Origin of the sequence: Aeromonas salmonicida subsp. salmonicida (assembly GCF_001643305.1) — a bacterium.
GTDB lineage: Bacteria > Pseudomonadota > Gammaproteobacteria > Enterobacterales > Aeromonadaceae > Aeromonas > Aeromonas salmonicida.
Genome location: NZ_LSGW01000092.1, coordinates 23,316 through 40,316, shown reverse-complemented (window position 1 = coordinate 40,316; position 17,001 = coordinate 23,316). Strand labels below are relative to the sequence as shown.

The following is a 17,001-nucleotide window of genomic DNA, read 5'->3' as shown; positions in this document are numbered from 1 at the left end:
AGAGGGATGGCCAACCTGCTGGCTCGAGTGAAATACTTCATGGATACCGGTTCTCCTTTCCCCGGGAATGGCTATGGCACAGCGAAGGTGTAGAACTATTAGGATCAGTTATTTAGGGGGAGAGGGTTAGGGTGAGGGGAGCTAACGTCATCTCCGGCGGAATGCCATCCAACGCTTGGATGGCATGGCTTCACCATGCAGGATGCGAGGGCGCTGCCCTCGAAGAGGTTTCGCCGCCGCTGCGCGGCTTGGCGAGTGACTTTTGAAAGACCAAAAGTCACCAAAAGTCTTCTCCCCCGGCAAACCGCCCGCTTCGCGGGTTCCCTCGTCTCGTCCAACGGGTCGGACGGATCGCCGCAGACGGCACATCCCTGTGCCGACTGCGGCTGCGCCATCATCCTTGATGGCGCTCCTGACCCGTTGAACTCGACTCGGCGGTTTGCAGGGGGACCCAATACCGTGTCCGCCCGTGGCTTTATCTTTCTGGTCGACTGTTTATTACGTCGTAGGAGGAGAGCTGTGCAAGGGGTTAGCTAAATAGTTTTTTAGTTGGGATAGACGCGTGTTTCGGGAATAGAAATAAAAACCACAGTTCAAGGCTGCGATTTTCTCTAGCTTGTAATTTTAATTCTATTTTGGACATAATAAATTATGGAAAGAGTGCGAGTAGACCTACCATTTCTGCGATAGATTGTTCTAGTTCAGGCCGTGTATATATATTGCCCCGCATAGTGATATTTTCTGGATGATGTATGTGATTTCTTATAAAAGTTTGTAGCGTGGCTTGTTCCGGTCGTTGAGGAACTCCTTGTCGTTCCTGAATCCACTGTTTATTTAATTGAATGCCATTTTGAGAAAGCCATTGCTCAAATGAGCGAATCGTATTTGAAGAACTTAAATCTTGTAAATGACCATAAAGTTCATTATGTAGTTCAACAGTTGGTAGATTATACGCTTTATAACTTATTTCTCCCCATGATGGACTCCATGGAAACATTGGTGAAGTGTCTGCTCGAGAGATTGAATTTATGTTATTTCTTTTATTGAAAATAAAAAGCCCAGCATTTCTTAATTTCGGTGAAGACAACATGAATGGAGAGTGAGTAGTAATAAAAACTTGTCTTTCTTTAGATATTAGCATCAGGGCTTCTAATAATTTCGTTTGACCTGATGGGTGTAAGCAGATCTCAGGTTCATCAATAAATAAAAAGAACGGCTTTGAAATTGGAGCATTAGATGCATTGGACGTTATATGAGCATAGACTTGGAGAAGAGCTAATGCGACAGCCCGTTGCATACCATGTCCTTTTTCACCCATAGGCACAGAGACACCATCATCAACAAGTATCCCAGCAGTTTTAAAAAAGCTATCGATCTGAGGTTCTTCAAATGTAAAAGAAATATTTGCATTGCCAAACTGCGAAGAAAAAATGCTTTGAACACTATTTTCTATTTGGGCTATTCTTGTTCTCAGTTGTGAGGTGGGGTTGTTAAATATATCATTGTAGACTTGCGTAAATTGTTGGTACTCTGCCGTGGATATATGCCCAGCGGCTATTTCTTTCAATAAAGAACCACAAATTGTAGACGCCCCAAACTTAGACTCATCACTCGGGTTTGTATCTGCCCATATGAAATTATTATCATATAATTTTTTAAATGGTGCATCTATTCCAGTTGTATTGCTATGAGAGCCATTTGCCTCATTCCAAAAAAGGATTTTTTTTAAATCACCCTCATTGTCAATGTCTGCACTTCGTTTCACTCTAAACTTCTCTTGACCATTATCAATATATATGCTGGATAAAAAAGTTCCAACTTTATTACCTTGGATATGATTGTTAATAATGTTTGTGATATCTCCTGTATAGGTCACCTCTACGGATAATGCTGAGACTGGGTTAGTAGGAGTGGATTTGTTTAGTAAATCAGCTATGTCTTTTCTGGTCCCGTCTTTTATAAAATCAAAAATCTCAAAAACTGTTGATTTACCAGAGTTATTTTCGCCTACAAAAATATTTAATCCACTTCCTTCTGTAATTCCATCAGGGATTTTTAGTTGAAGAGTATGATTTGAACCATGAAATCCTTTGAAATTTTCTATCCTTACTGTTTCGATAAACATTATTGCGTTTCCTCTTGCTTGTAAAATAAATACAGGAGACAGCATCCATTTGTGATGTGTATTGAAAGTTTAAAATAGGACTGCGGGGTCTAATTATTGATATTCGAGATAGGAATTATCTCGCTTAATCTATAGCCTGGTTTTTGGTGTGACATCAAGTTTATACCAATCACATGTTGCAGCTTCATTCGATGTACATTTAATTTTCTTACCCTTGCAAAAAATAGGATTCTTACCATCGTAATCCCAGTTTTCACCTCGGTAACGACACAAAAAGCAGTTTCTTATTTTTACTCCACGTTCTGCTGAAAGCTTAACTTGCTCAATGAATATAGAGCCATTGTTTTCACTAGAGCTAAAAAGTTCCTCCCTTCTTACACCGTAAATTTCAGAATCATTTGATGTTCTATCATAAAGAATGTTTGAATAGATAATGGTATCCCGATTTTGATCTATGTAGTAATAAAGTGATGCCAAAGTCCGATGTAGTAGGATAGCTTTTCCAGATGAGAATACAAAGAATCCATAAAATTTTCTCTGTGCACATGAACATTCATGATCAGTGATTGCTGTTGTTGATTGATTGAAACCAATAAACATTGCATCCTTTGGTGTTAGATGTGCTCGTGAAATTTTTTCTACATCCAATTCATTCTCTAGTGGAATTTCAATAATCCTGTTCCCTGAACGCTCTTTATCTTCGCTAAGAAAATGCGTGACAGCTATTTCAATGTAAATTTTATCTGCTGGATTTCTTGTGCTGTACAGCATGAGATCAGGAACAAATTGGCCATCTCTTTTTTCCATTTTCACTTCATGAAAATAGTCTGTGAGGTCGAAAATTTTCTTAGTAGAACCTATGCCGCAGCCGGTCAATATCAACGGTCTGAATTTTTTACATACTTTGGATAAGATTAAAGTGATATTGAATGGTTCATTGTGCTCAAGGCATTTTAAATAAGTCTGGTAAAATGTTTGCTTCCCCAAGTTATGCAAATAGGTTTCACCACTGCATTCAATTTGTACTTTATGTGCAAAATGAGGTCTTTTTACTTGTCCATTAACTTTTGCTGTGAGTTCATTTCCGCAGCCGAGACAATGATAAACATCATCTACAGGTTTATTGGCAATGTCACTTGCTGATATTGTTTCATCTTTTGAATTTAAAGCGAATTTATACTTTGCCATGATGAGGTTACTTAAAATATTGTGAGGGACATATCCGTAGATGTAACCGCTTGTAGGTTCGATTAGTGAAGCGTAATCGGACGTTCGAAAAAGTAATGTTTTATTACATCTAAATGCTCACTATCTGGCCTTCAATATCAGGCCATTCCCAATAGTGCTGTGTGCCGCTTTCAGCTGTATTCAAGTTCACTTTCCACCTATGCAACCAAGTTGATTTGGTTTGTTGTATAAGTGAAAAAAGCTGGCCTCGCTTTACTGGCGGACGAGGGGCCGTATCAGAGATAACAGCTCTCTTGATCACTGCTGGTGCGGTTAATTAATTGGCCCCGATGCTGCGGGTTGGGTGTTTCCCCCTGTTGTTCGCCGAGGTGAGCCCGTTTGTCCAGGCCGCGAGGCAGGACACCGAGCGAGCGCCGCTGGGCCAGGGGCCAAACCGGAATTGGACGAGCAACGCTCGGCCCGGTTTGGCGCAAGGACAAGGATGTCCGCAGCGGACTTTGACCGACGCCAGGGATGGCGAAGGTCAAAGCCCATCGGCGCGTGCCGTGGGACAAACGGGTGAACCGATGGAACCCGACGCAGGAGGGCGAACAAGTGGGGGTGGCCTTTCTTTTGGTGACTTTTCTTTGGCCATGCAAAGAAAAGTCACTCGCCCAAGCCCGAAGGGCGGGCGAAACCCCGTCGAGGACGGCGTCCTCGCGTCCTGCATGGCGAAGGCATGCCAAAAGAGGCGAGCAACCCCTCACCCTAACCTTCTCCCGCAAGGGGAGAGGGTACTGTTGCCGCGGACGATTACGCTTCGCTAATCGACCCTACACGCTTATTGGCACCCTACCTGTCTCCCGCAAGGGGAGAGGGGATTGTTGCCGCGGACGATTACGCTCCGCTAATCGACCCTACAGGCTTATTGCACCCTGCGCCTCATCCCGTGGTGGGAGAGGCGCACTCCCGTTGCTTGGTGCCCCATCCCCCTGGATGTTAGGATGCCGAACTTTCCTCTTATCCAACCCTTATCAGTTATGGCAAACCGGTTCGTCAGCAGTAAAAACAGGATCGTCCAGGCAGGGCGCTGGCTCGCGACCCGCGGGGCCGCGCTTTTTGCCGAACTCTCGGAGTTTCAGCAGCGCATCTGGGTGGTCAGCATAGTGAACGACACCTACACGGATACCTTTATCGTCAATGAAGGCAGCTTCGAGGAGCCCATGCAGTGGATGCGGCGCAAGCAATACGATGCCGATATGCTGCAACGGGTCGAGGCCATGCAGCGCTCCCAGGTGATCCAGTTCGAGCTGGGCGATACCCGCCATCGCCTGATGCGGGTCAAATAATTCGGGTCGCGTCCGGTGGCGACTGGCGTTGGGCCTTGCGGCGGCTGCATACGGTCAGCTTGTGGTCAGGTGATGGGCGTGCGACACGCATCCTGGCCAGACACCGGCGTTGAATTCCTCTCTTGTTCGTTGAGATAACACCCCGTCGTCGAAGACAGCGTCCCCGCGTATCGCCGCAGGCGCGGGAGTCCGGCTGGACTGCGCAATAATTGCTACCGCCCCTGGCTGTCGCTACCACAATGCGCTGTTGACCATCAGAGGGAACAAGGGGGCCAACAGGCGCCGTCCACCATATTACGGAGCCATCTTGGCCCAATCCATGGAATTGATGATGCAACTGTCAGAATTGCATGGTTTTTTGCGCCAGTTCAAAGTTATGGCCGCGAGGTGGCTACCAATCGGGGTCGCCGGGCCTGACAGGTCCCTCCCTGCAGGGGATTGGCCGGGGCAGGTGGACAATAAACGGGAAAGGTCGAGCCACGAGCCCGGTGAGAAAGTCTGGGGTTGTGAGCCGGGGCCCCTTGGGCCGCAGCCGGATTGGCGCTGCCGCCGATCAGGTGACTCGCCTGAGTGCCGTCCATCGACTGCCGGGGTAAAAATGGTGGTATTTTGCCTGATTGGCCCTCTGCTTGCTTGTGGAGGGGCAGTGGGGTTGGCTATCGTTTCAGGACAAGACATGCAAGCTAAGAGGTGTGCATGGACACAATATTGCAGGCTCTGTCAGTGCAAGTGACAGAGGCTCGGGATCTGGAGAGCCTGACCCGCCCTCTCCTTGAAATGCTCGAGACGGTCACTGGACTGGAGTCGACCTATCTGACGTAAATCGACCTCGAACAGAGCGCACAACATATCCTGTATGCCCGTAATAGTGCCGCCTTGCAGATCCCGGAAGGGGGAAGCGTTGACTGGAGCGATACCCTGTGTCGACGGGCGCTCGATGAAGGGCGACTGTATGCCGCCGACGTCGCCGACCGCTGGGGTGATTCGGCAGCGGCCAGGGCGATGGGGATCCGCACCTATATGAGCAGTCCGGTGCGGACCTCTTCCGGTTCACTCTATGGCACCCTGTGCGGCGCCAGCGCCGAGCATAAACCCCTGGTGACAGGTTCTGAGCATCTGATCGCCTTTTTCGCCCGTCTGATTGCCGAGCATGTGGAGCGGGAGCAGTTGCTGCAACAGCTGCAACAGGCCAACAACGAGCTGTCGCGCCAGGCATTGAGCGATCCCCTGACCGGCCTGCCCAATCGTCGGGCGCTGATGCTGGAGCTTCATCGCCTGTTCTCGCTGTTGAAACGTACCGGCCATCCCCTACTGATCTCTTTTATCGATCTCGATGGTTTCAAGGCGATCAACGACACCCATGGTCATGATGCTGGCGATCTGCTGCTGCAAACCATGGCACAGCAGCTGGCGGGGGCCCTGCGCAGCGGCGATCTGCTGGCGCGGGTTGGCGGTGACGAATTCGTTGCCGTGGGCATGGGGCCATTGAGCGGTGAGGAGACGGTCGAGGCTGCCGTGCACTGTTTTCAGCGCCGCCTGTTCGAGCAGAGCCAGGTTCAACTGCCCTTGGCGTCCCAGGTGTTGAACTATCCCGGTGCCAGCGTGGGAGTGGTGGCTGTCGATCCGGCCAGCATCAGCATTGACGATGCGCTGCGCCAGGCCGATGCCTGCATGTATGCGGTCAAGCGTCAGCGCCGCGCCCAATCCTGAGGCGTCTGGAGCAAGCCCGCCAAACCTGTCGATCTCGATGCAAGCCGTAACAGTGGTCGCTGGCTGAGAAGGGGCAACAAGGGGAGGGGACTCGCCCGTTGGCGGCTGGCACGCCTGGCTGCATCGAGGCTGCTGGCTGATCCGGTTGGCTTCGGCACTGACGCTATACCTGCAATAAATCGGGGCCCTGTTGGGCCCCGATTTATGCCATGGTGCGGTCAGGGCACGGGGAAGTATTTGTGCTGGATCTGCTGAAATTCGCTGCTGGCCAGCACCTGGGTCAGGCCATTCTGGAACTCCTTGACCAGCTCGTCGCTGACCGGGTGGCTGAAGGCGAAGCAGAACTGCTCCGAGCTCAACATCCAGAACACCTTGAACTGGGCGGGATCCAGCTGCTGGGAGGCAATGAGATCCATCAGTGTGGTCTTGTTGGTGGAGATCAAGTCGACCCTGCCGGAGGTGAGCATCTTGAGTGCCTGGGGCAGGCGGTTGGCGGCCATGATTTTTTGCTCGTCAAAGCCGTTGTTGAGCAGCAGTTGCTCCCCCACATCGGCGCGCACTGCCCCTATGGTGTGCTGCTGGGCATCTTCAAGCTTGGTGAGGGTGAGCGGGTTCTTGGCCAGCCCTATCAGCACGATTTCGGCATATCCGATGGGGCATGCCCATTTGAACAGCGGATCCCGCGCCTCGGTACGGGCGGTGGCGAACAGCACCACATTGGGTTTTTGGGTCAGCAGGTAATAGCCGCGAGCCCAGGGCATGATGGTGATGGTTTGCGGCGGCGTATTGGTCTTTTTCCACACCTGATGCAGCAGCTCGACGGCGAGGCCGGTCGGGGTGCCGGCGCTGTCTGTGTAGTTATAGGGTTTGTACTCTTCGCTGAGGTAGTGCAGCTTGCCAAGTTCCTGGCTGGCCTGGGTGATGGCTGCAAACAGCAGCGCGGCAAATCCAATCCATTTTTTCATGCTGGCCATCCTGATGAGGTGCTCTGTCATCCTCAAGTGTTACCACATAGCGATAATTCGCCAATAAAACCGGGTGTTAAATCAAGGGGTCAAGCGGGCTCCCTCTTGCACAGACTCAAGGGACTGGCAGGTATCTTTGCCGCAGTGCCTGATATTCCGGCGATGCCAGTGCCTGGGTCATGGCGCGCTGGAACTGTTTTACCAGGTCGTCATCCACCTGGCGGCTGAAGGCGTAGCAGAGCTCTTCGGCATCCAGCACGAAGGCCACAGTGAAGTCGTCGGCATTGAGCTGCAGTGCCTTGATGGCGTCATAACCCGCCAGCTTGCTGGTCGCCAGCAGATCGGCGCGGCCCGACACCAGCATCCGCAAGGCCTGGCTCAGCCGGTTGGCCGGTATGATACGGGTTTCATCCATGCCCCGATTGAGCAGCAACTGCTCGGCGGCATCGGCTCGTACGGCGCTTATCCGGTAGTCGTTCATCTGCTCGACGGCCCCGAGCTGTATAGGTTTGCTTTTATGGGCAAGCAGTATGTATTCGGAATAGCCGATGGGGCAGGCCCATTTGAACAGGTGAGAGCGGGTCTCGGTGCGGGCGGTGGAGAAGAGCACCACATTGGGTTTCTGGGTCAGCAGATAGTAGCCCCGCGCCCAGGGCAGGATGCGAACGGGTTGAGCGGCGGTGCCGCTGCGCTGCCAGATTAGTTGCAACAAGTCGACCGCCAGCCCGGTGGGCTAGCCTGCCTCATTGCTGAAATTGTAGGGAGGATACTCCTCGGTCAGGTACTCCAGTTTGGTCAAGCCGGCATGAGCCGTGCCAAGGCACGACATCAGCAGCAGACAACAGCACAACCTTATCCTCATGGGTACGTCCTTGGCGTGATTTCTGCAATCCTTTTGCGCAAGTGTGGGCAAAAAAGCCTGATATTGCCAGCAGTTACCAGCGGGCTCTGGGGTTGCCAACGGGTTTGAACTGCTCATCCCTCAGCCCGACCAGCAACGCTTTGCCATCCCCCTGCAGGCGAAACTCCCCATAGCGCGCCACTTCAAACTGTTCACCCGTGCCCTCTTCAAAGAAGAAGGCATCGGGCCCGATCAGCCACTGGTTGTCGCTCTGGCGCACTTGCAGCAGACGCTCATTCGATGCCAGTTGCTCCGGCTTGCCATCGGCGGCCCAGTTGGCCACCTGATGCTCATCGAGCCGGATCACCAGGGTATCGCTGTCATTGGTGCGCTCGCTGTAACGGCTGGCACCCAGCTGGCGGGCGATGTCGTAGTTGAGGCGCATGTAATCCCCCTGCATCAGGGAGCGGGGATCCACTGGCGCCAGCCTGAGCAGTACTACCTCGCCGCTGGTCATGGCGGCTTCGTAACGCCAGACGGTGAAGTTGATGCCTGCCAGTATGGCTAGGCCGGTCAGCAAGAGGGCAAGCTGTCTCATGACTGCCTCCTGGCGTTGATCACATGCAGTAACTGGCGGGCACCGAGCAGCAGGGCACCCGAGCCCAGCAGCAGCCAGGATTTGGTCATCAGGGTCAGCCCCAGATCGTAGTAATAGAGAGAGCCAAAGCCGAGCAGCAGCAGGCCCGCCAGCGTCATCAGCCCCATGCTGCCGGCATAGAAACCGAGTACCAGCACCAGGGCGCCCGCCCCCATGCCGGGGATGAAAGCGCTGATCAGCACCAGTGGCAGCCCATATAGCAGTGGCAGCTTGAGCCGGATCATGACCCCGAGCAGCAGCGCCGCGCAGAGCAGGGGATTGAGCCAGAGCGGCAGGCGAGAGAGGCCAAGCTCGTCGAGCATGCTGGCCCCTTCGCTCCACAGCGGATGGTGCAAGCGCCCAAGCACCAGCAGGGAGAGTGCCAACCCCAGGGTCAGGGATTCATACAACTGATGGTAGGCCGGTTGACGTTCTGCCTGCAGCCAGCAGAAGGTAAGCGTCATCATGACCAGCGGCAGGGCCAGCAGTTGCAGGCCAAGGCAGGCAAGGCCCAGGGTAAGCAGTATGGCGGCGGCGAAGCTGTGAAACAGCCGGATCAGCCAGTGTTCGAACAGGGCGGCAATAAAGAGAGAGAGGGCGGCGAGCCCCAGCCAGAGTGGCGCCGAGTGGAGATCAATCTGATCGATGAGGCCATAGAGCAGCCAGGCATCGGCGGCCAGCGCCAGCGCCAGTACGAACTGATCCCACAGATCGCTGCGCTGGGCGAAGCGGTTGAGGCCAAAGGCGATGGCCATCAGCACTGCGCCCATCATGAGAGCGCTGTTGGCATCCTGGGTGAGCTGTGAAAAGGACATGAACAGGAAAAACAGCAGGAAGAGAGCGGCAACCCAGCCCACCATGCCGAGCAGAAAGCGGCTGGACCAGTGAGGTTGGGTATCACGGGGGGCTTCCCCTTCCACCAGATCAGCCTGTTGCAGCCGTTGCCAGGGGGTCAGATCAGCCATGTTGCCTCCTTTTGGCGGGCTTGCCAGATACCTTGCTTATGCATGGGACCTCCGTTGTTGTTGCAGCCAGCGGCTGGCGGCAACCGAGAGGCCGATGGCGATCAGGCTCAGCAGCAGGAAGCCGTCCACGTCGGGATCCATCCACTTGCCAAGGGCTGTCAGGATAACGGCGATGAGGCTCAGGCACCCCATGGCGAGTCCGGCGATAAATCTGTGGTGCCAGAGGGCGTAGGCGGCGGCGAGCCAGCCCAGCCAGGCGGGCCACACCCAGGGGGAGGCGGCATCAAAGAGTGCCAGCAGGGTCAGCAGTGTGACCCCCAAGCCCGCGGCGAGCCCGGGTAGCCAGGCGGGCATCAGCTTGAGGCGGGTGGGGGCCAGCAAGAGGGCGCCCCACAAGGCGGCGTTGAGCAGGATCAGACACCAGCCCAGCCCCTCTTCATCGAAGCCAAAAAAGAAGCTGAACAGGCCGAGTCGCCAGTAGAGCATCAGCGCCAGCTGACCGAGCAGCCAGCTCGTGGTCCACAGCAGGGGGCTCTGGCCGAGCGCCGCCAGCGGCAGCAGCATCAGGGCCCAGGTGGCGAACAACTGCCAGGGATCGGCACCTGTCTGGTAGGTCTGACCCACCAGGGCCAGCAGGGCGCCAATATTGAGCGCCATGGCCAGCAGCAGTGCCTGGCGGGGGGGGGCTGTCATGGGTTTTCGCCACAGCAGCACCAGCATGGCGAGCAGGGGCAGCTCCAGCAAGGCGAGGCGAGAGACGCGGCCCAGCTCCTGCCAGTTGAAGGCGACGAAGAACACCAGACCGGCGCCGAGGCAGAGACTGCCGAGCCAGAGCAGCAGGCGATCAAACAACCATTGCCAGCGGGCACTGGCAGGGGGCAAGTCGCACAGGGCGAGGGCGGCGGGCAGGTGCGTCTGGGCGAGGCGTCCGCGTCTGACCCAGTCGAGCAGCGTCTGTCTTGAGGTAAAGTGCATGGGATGCTCCATGAGGTTTGCCGCATTATGCCACTGTCTTGGCACTGCGGGACACTCCCTGTCTGTGCGTGGGCGACAGCAGGCTACGTATCCGTATGATGGCAGGTAACAAATGTCAGGTAACAAAAAGCCCCGCCTGGTTGAATAGAGGCGGGGCTGGCTTGTGATGGCACGACATCGGTGCCGGCATGGGAGCGGGGTAGGCAAGTGCTCACGCTTGCCTCGCCGCCTTCTGGTCATGCCAGCGGTTTGTCAGGCGAAGATGAGAGTACTCACCCCCAGCCCTGCAAACAGAATGGCGCAGGCGATGCGGATCCCCTTGAGCGGCAGCTTGTCGGCGCCCAGCTTGCCGAGCAGTACCACAGGCACGTTGGCCAGCATCATGCCGAGGGTGGTACCGGCGATGACTTGCGTCAGCGAGTCATACTTGGCCGCCAGCAGCACAGTGGCTATCTGGGTCTTGTCACCGATCTCGGCGATGAAGAACAGCACGAAGGTGGCCATGAAGGGGCCGTACTTGTCGAGCGGGCTCTCTTCGTCATCCAGCTTGTCAGGTACCAGGATCCAGGCCGCCATCGCAATGAAGGAGCCTGCGACCAGATAGGTCATCACTTTGGGGTCCAGCCAGCGGCTGATGAACTCGCCAAGCCAGGCGGCGCCGGCGTGGTTGAGCAGGGTCGCCGCCAGCATGCCGGCTATGATGGGCCAGGGCTTGCGAAAACGGCAGATGAGCAGCAACGCCAGCAGCTGGGTCTTGTCGCCGATCTCGGCGATAGCCACGCTCAGGGTTGAGGTTAACAAGGCTTCCATAAAAATGACCGGGGGACGGAATTGTTATACCTGAGACAAGCCTGCGCCATCCGTCCCCGGTATTGGCACTGGCCCGTCAAAGGTTTTGTCAAATCCACGTATTAGATGGATCACCCTGACCATGGTGAGTTGGCACCAAGCATGTTGATCAGGGTCGCAAACCGGTTTGGGGTCGGGCTGCGAGACTACTCCCCCTCGATGGGAGCGGGCATTCTAGGGAAAAACCATCCGCGAGACAAGCGACTCAACCACCGACCAGCTTGACGCTGAAACCGGCCTTCTCCAGCTCGGTCTTGATCAGGTCCCGTTTATCCCCCTGGATCTCGATGATCCCCTCTTTCAAACCGCCGCCGGTGCCGCATTTCTTCTTGAGCAGGGTGGCGATGGTTTTCTGCTGTTCCGCCGGTACACCGTGGATGGTGATGACGCCAGCGCCCTTGCGCCCCTTGGTCTCGCGCCGGATGCGCACAGTACCATCCTGCGGAAAAGGGGAGGCGGATTGGGGCTGGGTTTGTTCCTTGATCATGCCGCCATCCGTGCTGTAAACCAGGTGGCTGTTGTTGTCGTGACTCATGGCAGTTATTTGTGAGTTAGCTAAGCGGAGTTTGATTTTACTCAAATCAGCGCGGGAAACACGGATTATAATGCCCCGAGTAAAAGCGAATTATTATTGTTTAACTTCAGGAGTCAGTCATGGTACTCGCGCAGTTGTCACCGGGACAGAGTGCTCGCATCAAGCACATGAACCATCTTGAACGTACATTGCGGCGCAAACTGATGGTGATGGGCCTGCTGCCACAGACCGAAGTTCTCTTCCTGCGCGCGGCCCCGCTGGGTGACCCGCTCCAGATCCAGTGCCAGGGGATCTGTCTCTCCATGCAAAAAAGCCTTGCCCTGCAAATCGAGGTTGAACTGGTATGAACTACTCCCTCGTGACCGTTGGCAACCCCAATAGCGGCAAGACCTCACTGTTCAACGCCCTGACCGGTGCCCGCCAGCAGGTGGGCAACTGGAGTGGCGTGACCGTCGACAAGAAGATGGGCGAGTTTTCTGCCCAGGGACATGACTACAAGCTGATGGACCTGCCCGGCATCTATAGCCTGGCCAATCAGGAAGGGAGCCTGGACGAGCAGATCGCCAGCCGCTTCGTGCAGGGTCAGCAGCCGGACCTGCTGCTCAACGTCATCGATGCCGCCAACCTGGAACGCTCCCTCTACCTCACGCTGCAACTGCGCGAGCTGGGGCTGCCCATGGTGGTGGTGCTCAACAAGATGGATATCCTGCAAAAGCGACGGGTGACCATAGATGAAGCCCTGCTCGCCAAGGCGCTCGGTTGCCCTGTGGTGCCCCTGTCGGCCCACAATCGCCAGCAGGTCGCCGCCTTCAAGCACCAGATCCAGCAGTTTATCGGCAAGCCCCAGCCGGCGCTGATGCTCGATTACGGCAGCACTCTTGAGAAAGATTTGGCGGAGCTGGAGACACTGCTCGCCCCCCATCACCTCGCCGCCCGTGGCCGCGCCTTGCGCCTGCTGGAAGAGGATGAGGCGATGCAGGAAACCCTGCAGGCGGGGCAACAGGCCGCTGCTACCAATGTGGTCGCCCGTGCGCACCATGCTCAGGACATAGATCTGCAACTGGCGGATATCCGCTATGGCCACATTCATCAGTGGACCAGCCAGGCGTGCCAGCAAAAGGGCAAACTCACCGTTGCCCAGAGTGAATGGCTGGATCGGGTGCTGCTCAATCGCTGGGTCGGCATCCCCTTCTTCCTGCTGATGATGTACCTGATGTTCCTGTTTGCCATCAATGTGGGCAGCGCCTTCATCGACTTCTTCGACATCATGGGCGGCGCCCTGTTTGTGGACGGGGTACATCACCTGCTGGGGCTGGTCAATGCCCCCGAGTGGGTTGGCGCCATACTGGCGGGCGGCTTCGGGGTCGGTTTGCAGACTGTCGCTACCTTTATCCCCGTGATCGGCTGTCTCTACCTGTTCCTGGCTGTGCTGGAGAGCTCAGGCTATCTGGCGCGGGCGGCCTTCGTGGTGGATGCCCTGATGCGCCGCCTCGGCTTGCCGGGCAAGGCGTTCGTGCCCATGCTGATGGGCTTTGGCTGTACGGTTCCCTCAGTGATGGCGACTCGCACCCTCAATTCGGAGCGCGAGCGGCTGATGACCTCGGCCATGGCGCCCTTCATGTCATGCGGTGCCCGTCTGCCGGTCTATGCCCTGTTCGCGGTGGCCTTCTTCCCCGAATCCGGCCAGAACCTGGTGTTCGGTCTCTATCTCGTCGGCATTCTGGTGGCCGTGCTCACCGGCCTCTTGCTGCGCAACACACTGCTGCCGGGCAAGAGTGACTCCATGTTGATGGAGATGCCCGATTACGAGTGGCCGCGCCCCATCAACGTGGGGATCAAGACCTGGCAGAAACTCAAATCCTTCGTGTTCGGTGCCGGTAAAACCATAGTGCTGGTGGTGGCCGTGCTGAGCGTACTCAACTCGCTGGGAACAGATGGCAGCTTTGGCCACCAGGATCAGGAGAGCTCGGTGCTGAGCAAGGTCAGTCAGGCGGTCACCCCTGTGCTGCACCCCATAGGTGTGCGCGATGACAACTGGCAGGCCACGGTCGGCATAGTGACCGGCATCTTCGCCAAAGAGGCGGTGGTCGGTACCCTCAACAGCCTCTATGCCGGCGGTTCCGGTGATGGGGAGGAGAGTGAATACTCCCTCGTTGCCAGCTTCCACGAGGCCATCGCCGCCGTTGCCGCCAATCTGGCGGAGATCAACCCGAGCGATCCCATGGGGATCTCCGTCGGTGAGCTCGATGATCAACAAGCCGCTGCCGAAGCTCAGGAAGTGGACGTGTCCACCTACGGCAACATGCAGACTCACTTCGATGGCGCGGCCGGTGCCTTTGCCTACCTGTTGTTTGTGCTGCTCTACATGCCTTGCGCCGCCGCCATGGGCGCGCTGGTGCGGGAAACCGGTCGCCAGTGGGCGCTGCTGACCGCCGCCTGGTGCAACTACACCGCCTTCCTGTGTGCCACCGTCTTCTATCAGGCGGCCACCTTTGCCGCTCACCCCGAGCAGAGCCTGTTCTGGATTGGCAGCTATGGCCTCTCCCTGCTGCTGCTCTGGTGGCTGGGCCGCCGTCACGGTGACATAGTCGCCCGCAAGGTGGTGGCCTTATGATCCTGCGAGAGCTGGGGGACTATCTCGCCGCGCAGCGCAAGGTGAGTCGGCGGGATCTGGCGCGCCACTTCCATACCTCGGAAGATGCGGTGGAGGCCATGCTCGGTGTCTGGATGCGCAAGGGCCGTGTGGCCAAGCGGGAGACTCAGATATGCGGTGGCAGCTGCTGCGGCAAGAGCCAGGAGGTGATGTTCGAGTGGTGTGAACCCGGCCAGATTGGTTTGGTACAAAAGCGCTAGCGCGCTTGTCGGATCCCTCACTCCATCATGCAATGAACAAGACCCGCCATCGGCGGGTCTTGTTGTTTCTGCGGCTGGCCGCCTAGGCACGGGCGTTAACGCCCGTGCCAGCGCTGGCCCACCTCGGCATGGCGATACCAGGCCATCAGGGCCTGCTGGCCCTTGATGTCATCCACCGCCGGTGACCAGGGGGCAAAGTCTTCCTCCCTGAACGGTACGTAGGGGCCGTGCTTCACCTCGAAGATGACGGCGCCGGGATCGAGGGAGAGCACTGCATGCCAGGTGGCGACCGGGGTTTCCAGTACCGAGGTCTCTTCCCCCAGTACGCCACGAGCAACCACAGTGCTTTCATCGTCAAAGTTGAGCACCACGAAGCGCCCGCACAGGGCGGTGAGCAGCTCCCAGGTTTGCAGATGGCGATGGGGGCGAATGTAGGTATCTGGCTCCATGGCAATGGCCAGCCGCTGGATGGGGTCGGCCAGCTGGTCGTGCAGATTGTGATTCATGCGCTGGCGCGGGGAGTGGGCGGCCTCGGTGGCGAGACTGGCAAGGCGGGCGACGTCCAGTTTTTTCATGTGTAGTTCCATCATAAGGCAAGGCAGGAGCGTCGGCAGAGTAGCATGCCAGAGGGGCTGACAGGCAAGGGACGAGCCGTAAGCAAATGTAAACAAGGGCGCCGGTCGGGCTCCCTTGTTCAGTGGCTGCTGTGTACCAACTCGCTTACAGCTTGGCCAGCATCTCTTTGGTGACCAGCACTATGCCCTGCTCGGATCGGTGGAAGCGGCGGGCATCCTCACAGGCGTTTTCCCCCACCACCAGCCCTTCGGGCAGTATGCAGCCCTTGTCGACCACCACACGGCGCAGGCGACAACCAGCACCTATCTCGACCCCGGGGAAGATCACCGCCTGATCCAGGGTGCAGAAGGAGTGCACGCGCACATTAGTGAACAGCACCGAACTCACGATGAAGGAGCCGCTGACGATGGTGCCACCGGAGAACATGGAGTTGATGGTCATGCCGTGCTGGCCGTTTCTGTCCTGAACGAACTTGGCGGGTGGGGTCATGGTCTGGCTGGTCCAGATAGGCCACTCCTGATCATAGATATCGAGCTCGGGAGTGACGGAGGCGAGATCCATGTTCGCTTCCCAGAACGAATCCACAGTCCCCACATCACGCCAGTAGGGGCGTTTTTGCGGGCAGCAGCCGACGCAGGACATGCTGAACGGATGGGCGTAGGCGGATCCCTCCTTGACCACCCGCGGGATCACGTCCATGCCGAAATCGTGGTGGGAATCCTGGTTGGCCAGATCCTCTTCCAGCAACTGGTAGAGATACTCGGCTTCGAAGATGAAGACCCCCATGGAGGCCAGCGCCATGTCGGCCTTGCCTGGCATGGCGGGCGGATTGGCCGGTTTCTCGACGAAGGCGTTGATCTTGCGATCTCCATCCACCGCCATCACCCCAAAGGCGCTTGCCTCTATGCGCGGCACCTCGATGCAGGCCACTGTGACCTTGGCCCCCATGTTGACGTGATCGAGCAGCATGGCGGCGTAATCCATCTTGTAGATGTGATCCCCCGCCAGCACCACCACGTATTTGGGGGCGTGATCGCGAATGATATCCAGATTCTGATACACGGCATCGGCGGTGCCGCGATACCAGTTGACCTCGTCCACCCTTTGTTGGGCAGGCAGCAGGTCGATGAATTCGTTCATCTGGTAGCGCAGGAATGACCAGCCCGATTGCAGATGGCGCAGCAGGCTGTGGGATTTGTATTGGGTGACCACGCCGACCCGACGGATCCCCGAGTTGATGCAATTGGAGAGTACGAAGTCGATGATGCGGAATTTACCGCCAAAATGAACTGCCGGTTTCGCCCTGTTGTCCGTCAACTGCTTGAGGCGACTGCCCCGCCCTCCTGCGAGAACCAAGGCCATGGTCTCGTTCAGCAATTGTCTGGATTTTGCTGTATTGGCAGGTTGTAACAACATTGAATACCCCTTTGTTGATAGAATCTCTTGATACTGCC

At 56.3% G+C, this 17,001-nt stretch carries 14 protein-coding genes and 2 pseudogenes; 5 read left to right on the top strand and 11 right to left on the bottom strand.

Going from position 1 to position 17,001, the window contains the following annotated elements; translation table 11 throughout:
* Positions 1-649 precede the first annotated feature (649 nt).
* Both AXW79_RS22480 and AXW79_RS22475 read right to left on the bottom strand, forming a co-directional pair.
* A complete protein-coding gene (locus tag AXW79_RS22480) occupies positions 650-2,125 on the bottom strand; it encodes an ATP-dependent nuclease (RefSeq protein WP_005314565.1) in 1,476 nt (491 codons plus the stop codon).
* A gap of 129 nt (positions 2,126-2,254) precedes the next feature.
* Complete coding sequence (locus AXW79_RS22475) at positions 2,255-3,313, bottom strand: competence protein CoiA family protein (protein ID WP_005314566.1); 1,059 nt, start codon at positions 3,311-3,313, stop codon at positions 2,255-2,257.
* Positions 3,314-4,332: 1,019 nt separating this feature from the next.
* Here AXW79_RS22475 and AXW79_RS17220 point away from each other — a divergent pair.
* Together AXW79_RS17220 and AXW79_RS17215 are read left to right on the top strand one after the other, a co-directional pair.
* Positions 4,333-4,641 carry a hypothetical protein gene (locus AXW79_RS17220; RefSeq protein ID WP_005314572.1) on the top strand — a complete coding sequence of 103 codons (309 nt, stop codon included), beginning with the start codon at positions 4,333-4,335 and terminating at the stop codon, positions 4,639-4,641.
* 696 nt (positions 4,642-5,337) lie between these two features.
* Positions 5,338-6,351, top strand: a pseudogene (locus tag AXW79_RS17215) (GGDEF domain-containing protein).
* 218 nt (positions 6,352-6,569) lie between these two features.
* Here the strand turns inward: AXW79_RS17215 and AXW79_RS17210 are convergent.
* From AXW79_RS17210 to AXW79_RS17180, 7 genes and pseudogenes are all read right to left on the bottom strand, one after another.
* Positions 6,570-7,316, bottom strand: coding sequence for a substrate-binding periplasmic protein (locus tag AXW79_RS17210; protein WP_034282846.1), 747 nt, complete (start codon positions 7,314-7,316; stop codon positions 6,570-6,572).
* Positions 7,317-7,431: 115 nt separating this feature from the next.
* Positions 7,432-8,178, bottom strand: a pseudogene (locus tag AXW79_RS17205) (substrate-binding periplasmic protein).
* 73 nt (positions 8,179-8,251) lie between these two features.
* Positions 8,252-8,755 carry a GDYXXLXY domain-containing protein gene (locus AXW79_RS17200; RefSeq protein WP_005314576.1) on the bottom strand — a complete coding sequence of 168 codons (504 nt, stop codon included), beginning with the start codon at positions 8,753-8,755 and terminating at the stop codon, positions 8,252-8,254.
* The gene (locus AXW79_RS17195; protein WP_005314577.1) at positions 8,752-9,759 is read right to left on the bottom strand and encodes a DUF4401 domain-containing protein; all 1,008 of its coding nucleotides are present in this window, start codon (positions 9,757-9,759) and stop codon (positions 8,752-8,754) included. The genes AXW79_RS17200 and AXW79_RS17195 overlap by 4 nt, the downstream gene beginning before the upstream one ends.
* A gap of 36 nt (positions 9,760-9,795) precedes the next feature.
* Positions 9,796-10,734: a DUF2157 domain-containing protein gene (locus tag AXW79_RS17190; protein ID WP_005314578.1), complete on the bottom strand. Its 939-nt coding sequence runs from the start codon at positions 10,732-10,734 to the stop codon at positions 9,796-9,798.
* 252 nt (positions 10,735-10,986) lie between these two features.
* A complete protein-coding gene (locus AXW79_RS17185) occupies positions 10,987-11,544 on the bottom strand; it encodes a TMEM165/GDT1 family protein (protein WP_005314579.1) in 558 nt (185 codons plus the stop codon).
* A gap of 244 nt (positions 11,545-11,788) precedes the next feature.
* Positions 11,789-12,118 (bottom strand): translation initiation factor, encoded by a 330-nt coding sequence (locus AXW79_RS17180; protein ID WP_005314581.1) that lies wholly within the window; start codon positions 12,116-12,118, stop codon positions 11,789-11,791.
* A gap of 119 nt (positions 12,119-12,237) precedes the next feature.
* Here AXW79_RS17180 and AXW79_RS17175 point away from each other — a divergent pair, with 119 nt between their 5' ends.
* From AXW79_RS17175 to AXW79_RS17165, 3 genes are read left to right on the top strand one after another with little or no spacing between them, the layout of a single operon-like run.
* Entirely contained in the window at positions 12,238-12,465 is a 228-nt protein-coding gene (locus AXW79_RS17175; protein ID WP_005314583.1) for a FeoA family protein, read from the top strand.
* Complete coding sequence (gene feoB / locus AXW79_RS17170; RefSeq protein ID WP_005314592.1) at positions 12,462-14,732, top strand: Fe(2+) transporter permease subunit FeoB; 2,271 nt, start codon at positions 12,462-12,464, stop codon at positions 14,730-14,732. Before AXW79_RS17175 ends, feoB begins: the two co-directional genes overlap by 4 nt.
* A complete protein-coding gene (locus AXW79_RS17165; protein ID WP_005314594.1) occupies positions 14,729-14,971 on the top strand; it encodes a FeoC-like transcriptional regulator in 243 nt (80 codons plus the stop codon). The genes feoB and AXW79_RS17165 overlap by 4 nt, the downstream gene beginning before the upstream one ends.
* Before the next feature lie 95 nt (positions 14,972-15,066).
* Here AXW79_RS17165 and AXW79_RS17160 read toward each other — a convergent pair whose 3' ends face one another.
* Both AXW79_RS17160 and glgC read right to left on the bottom strand, forming a co-directional pair.
* Entirely contained in the window at positions 15,067-15,546 is a 480-nt protein-coding gene (locus tag AXW79_RS17160; protein WP_005314596.1) for a WbuC family cupin fold metalloprotein, read from the bottom strand.
* Between the two features lie 145 nt (positions 15,547-15,691).
* Complete coding sequence (glgC, locus tag AXW79_RS17155) at positions 15,692-16,963, bottom strand: glucose-1-phosphate adenylyltransferase (protein WP_005314598.1); 1,272 nt, start codon at positions 16,961-16,963, stop codon at positions 15,692-15,694.
* Positions 16,964-17,001: the final 38 nt, after the last annotated feature.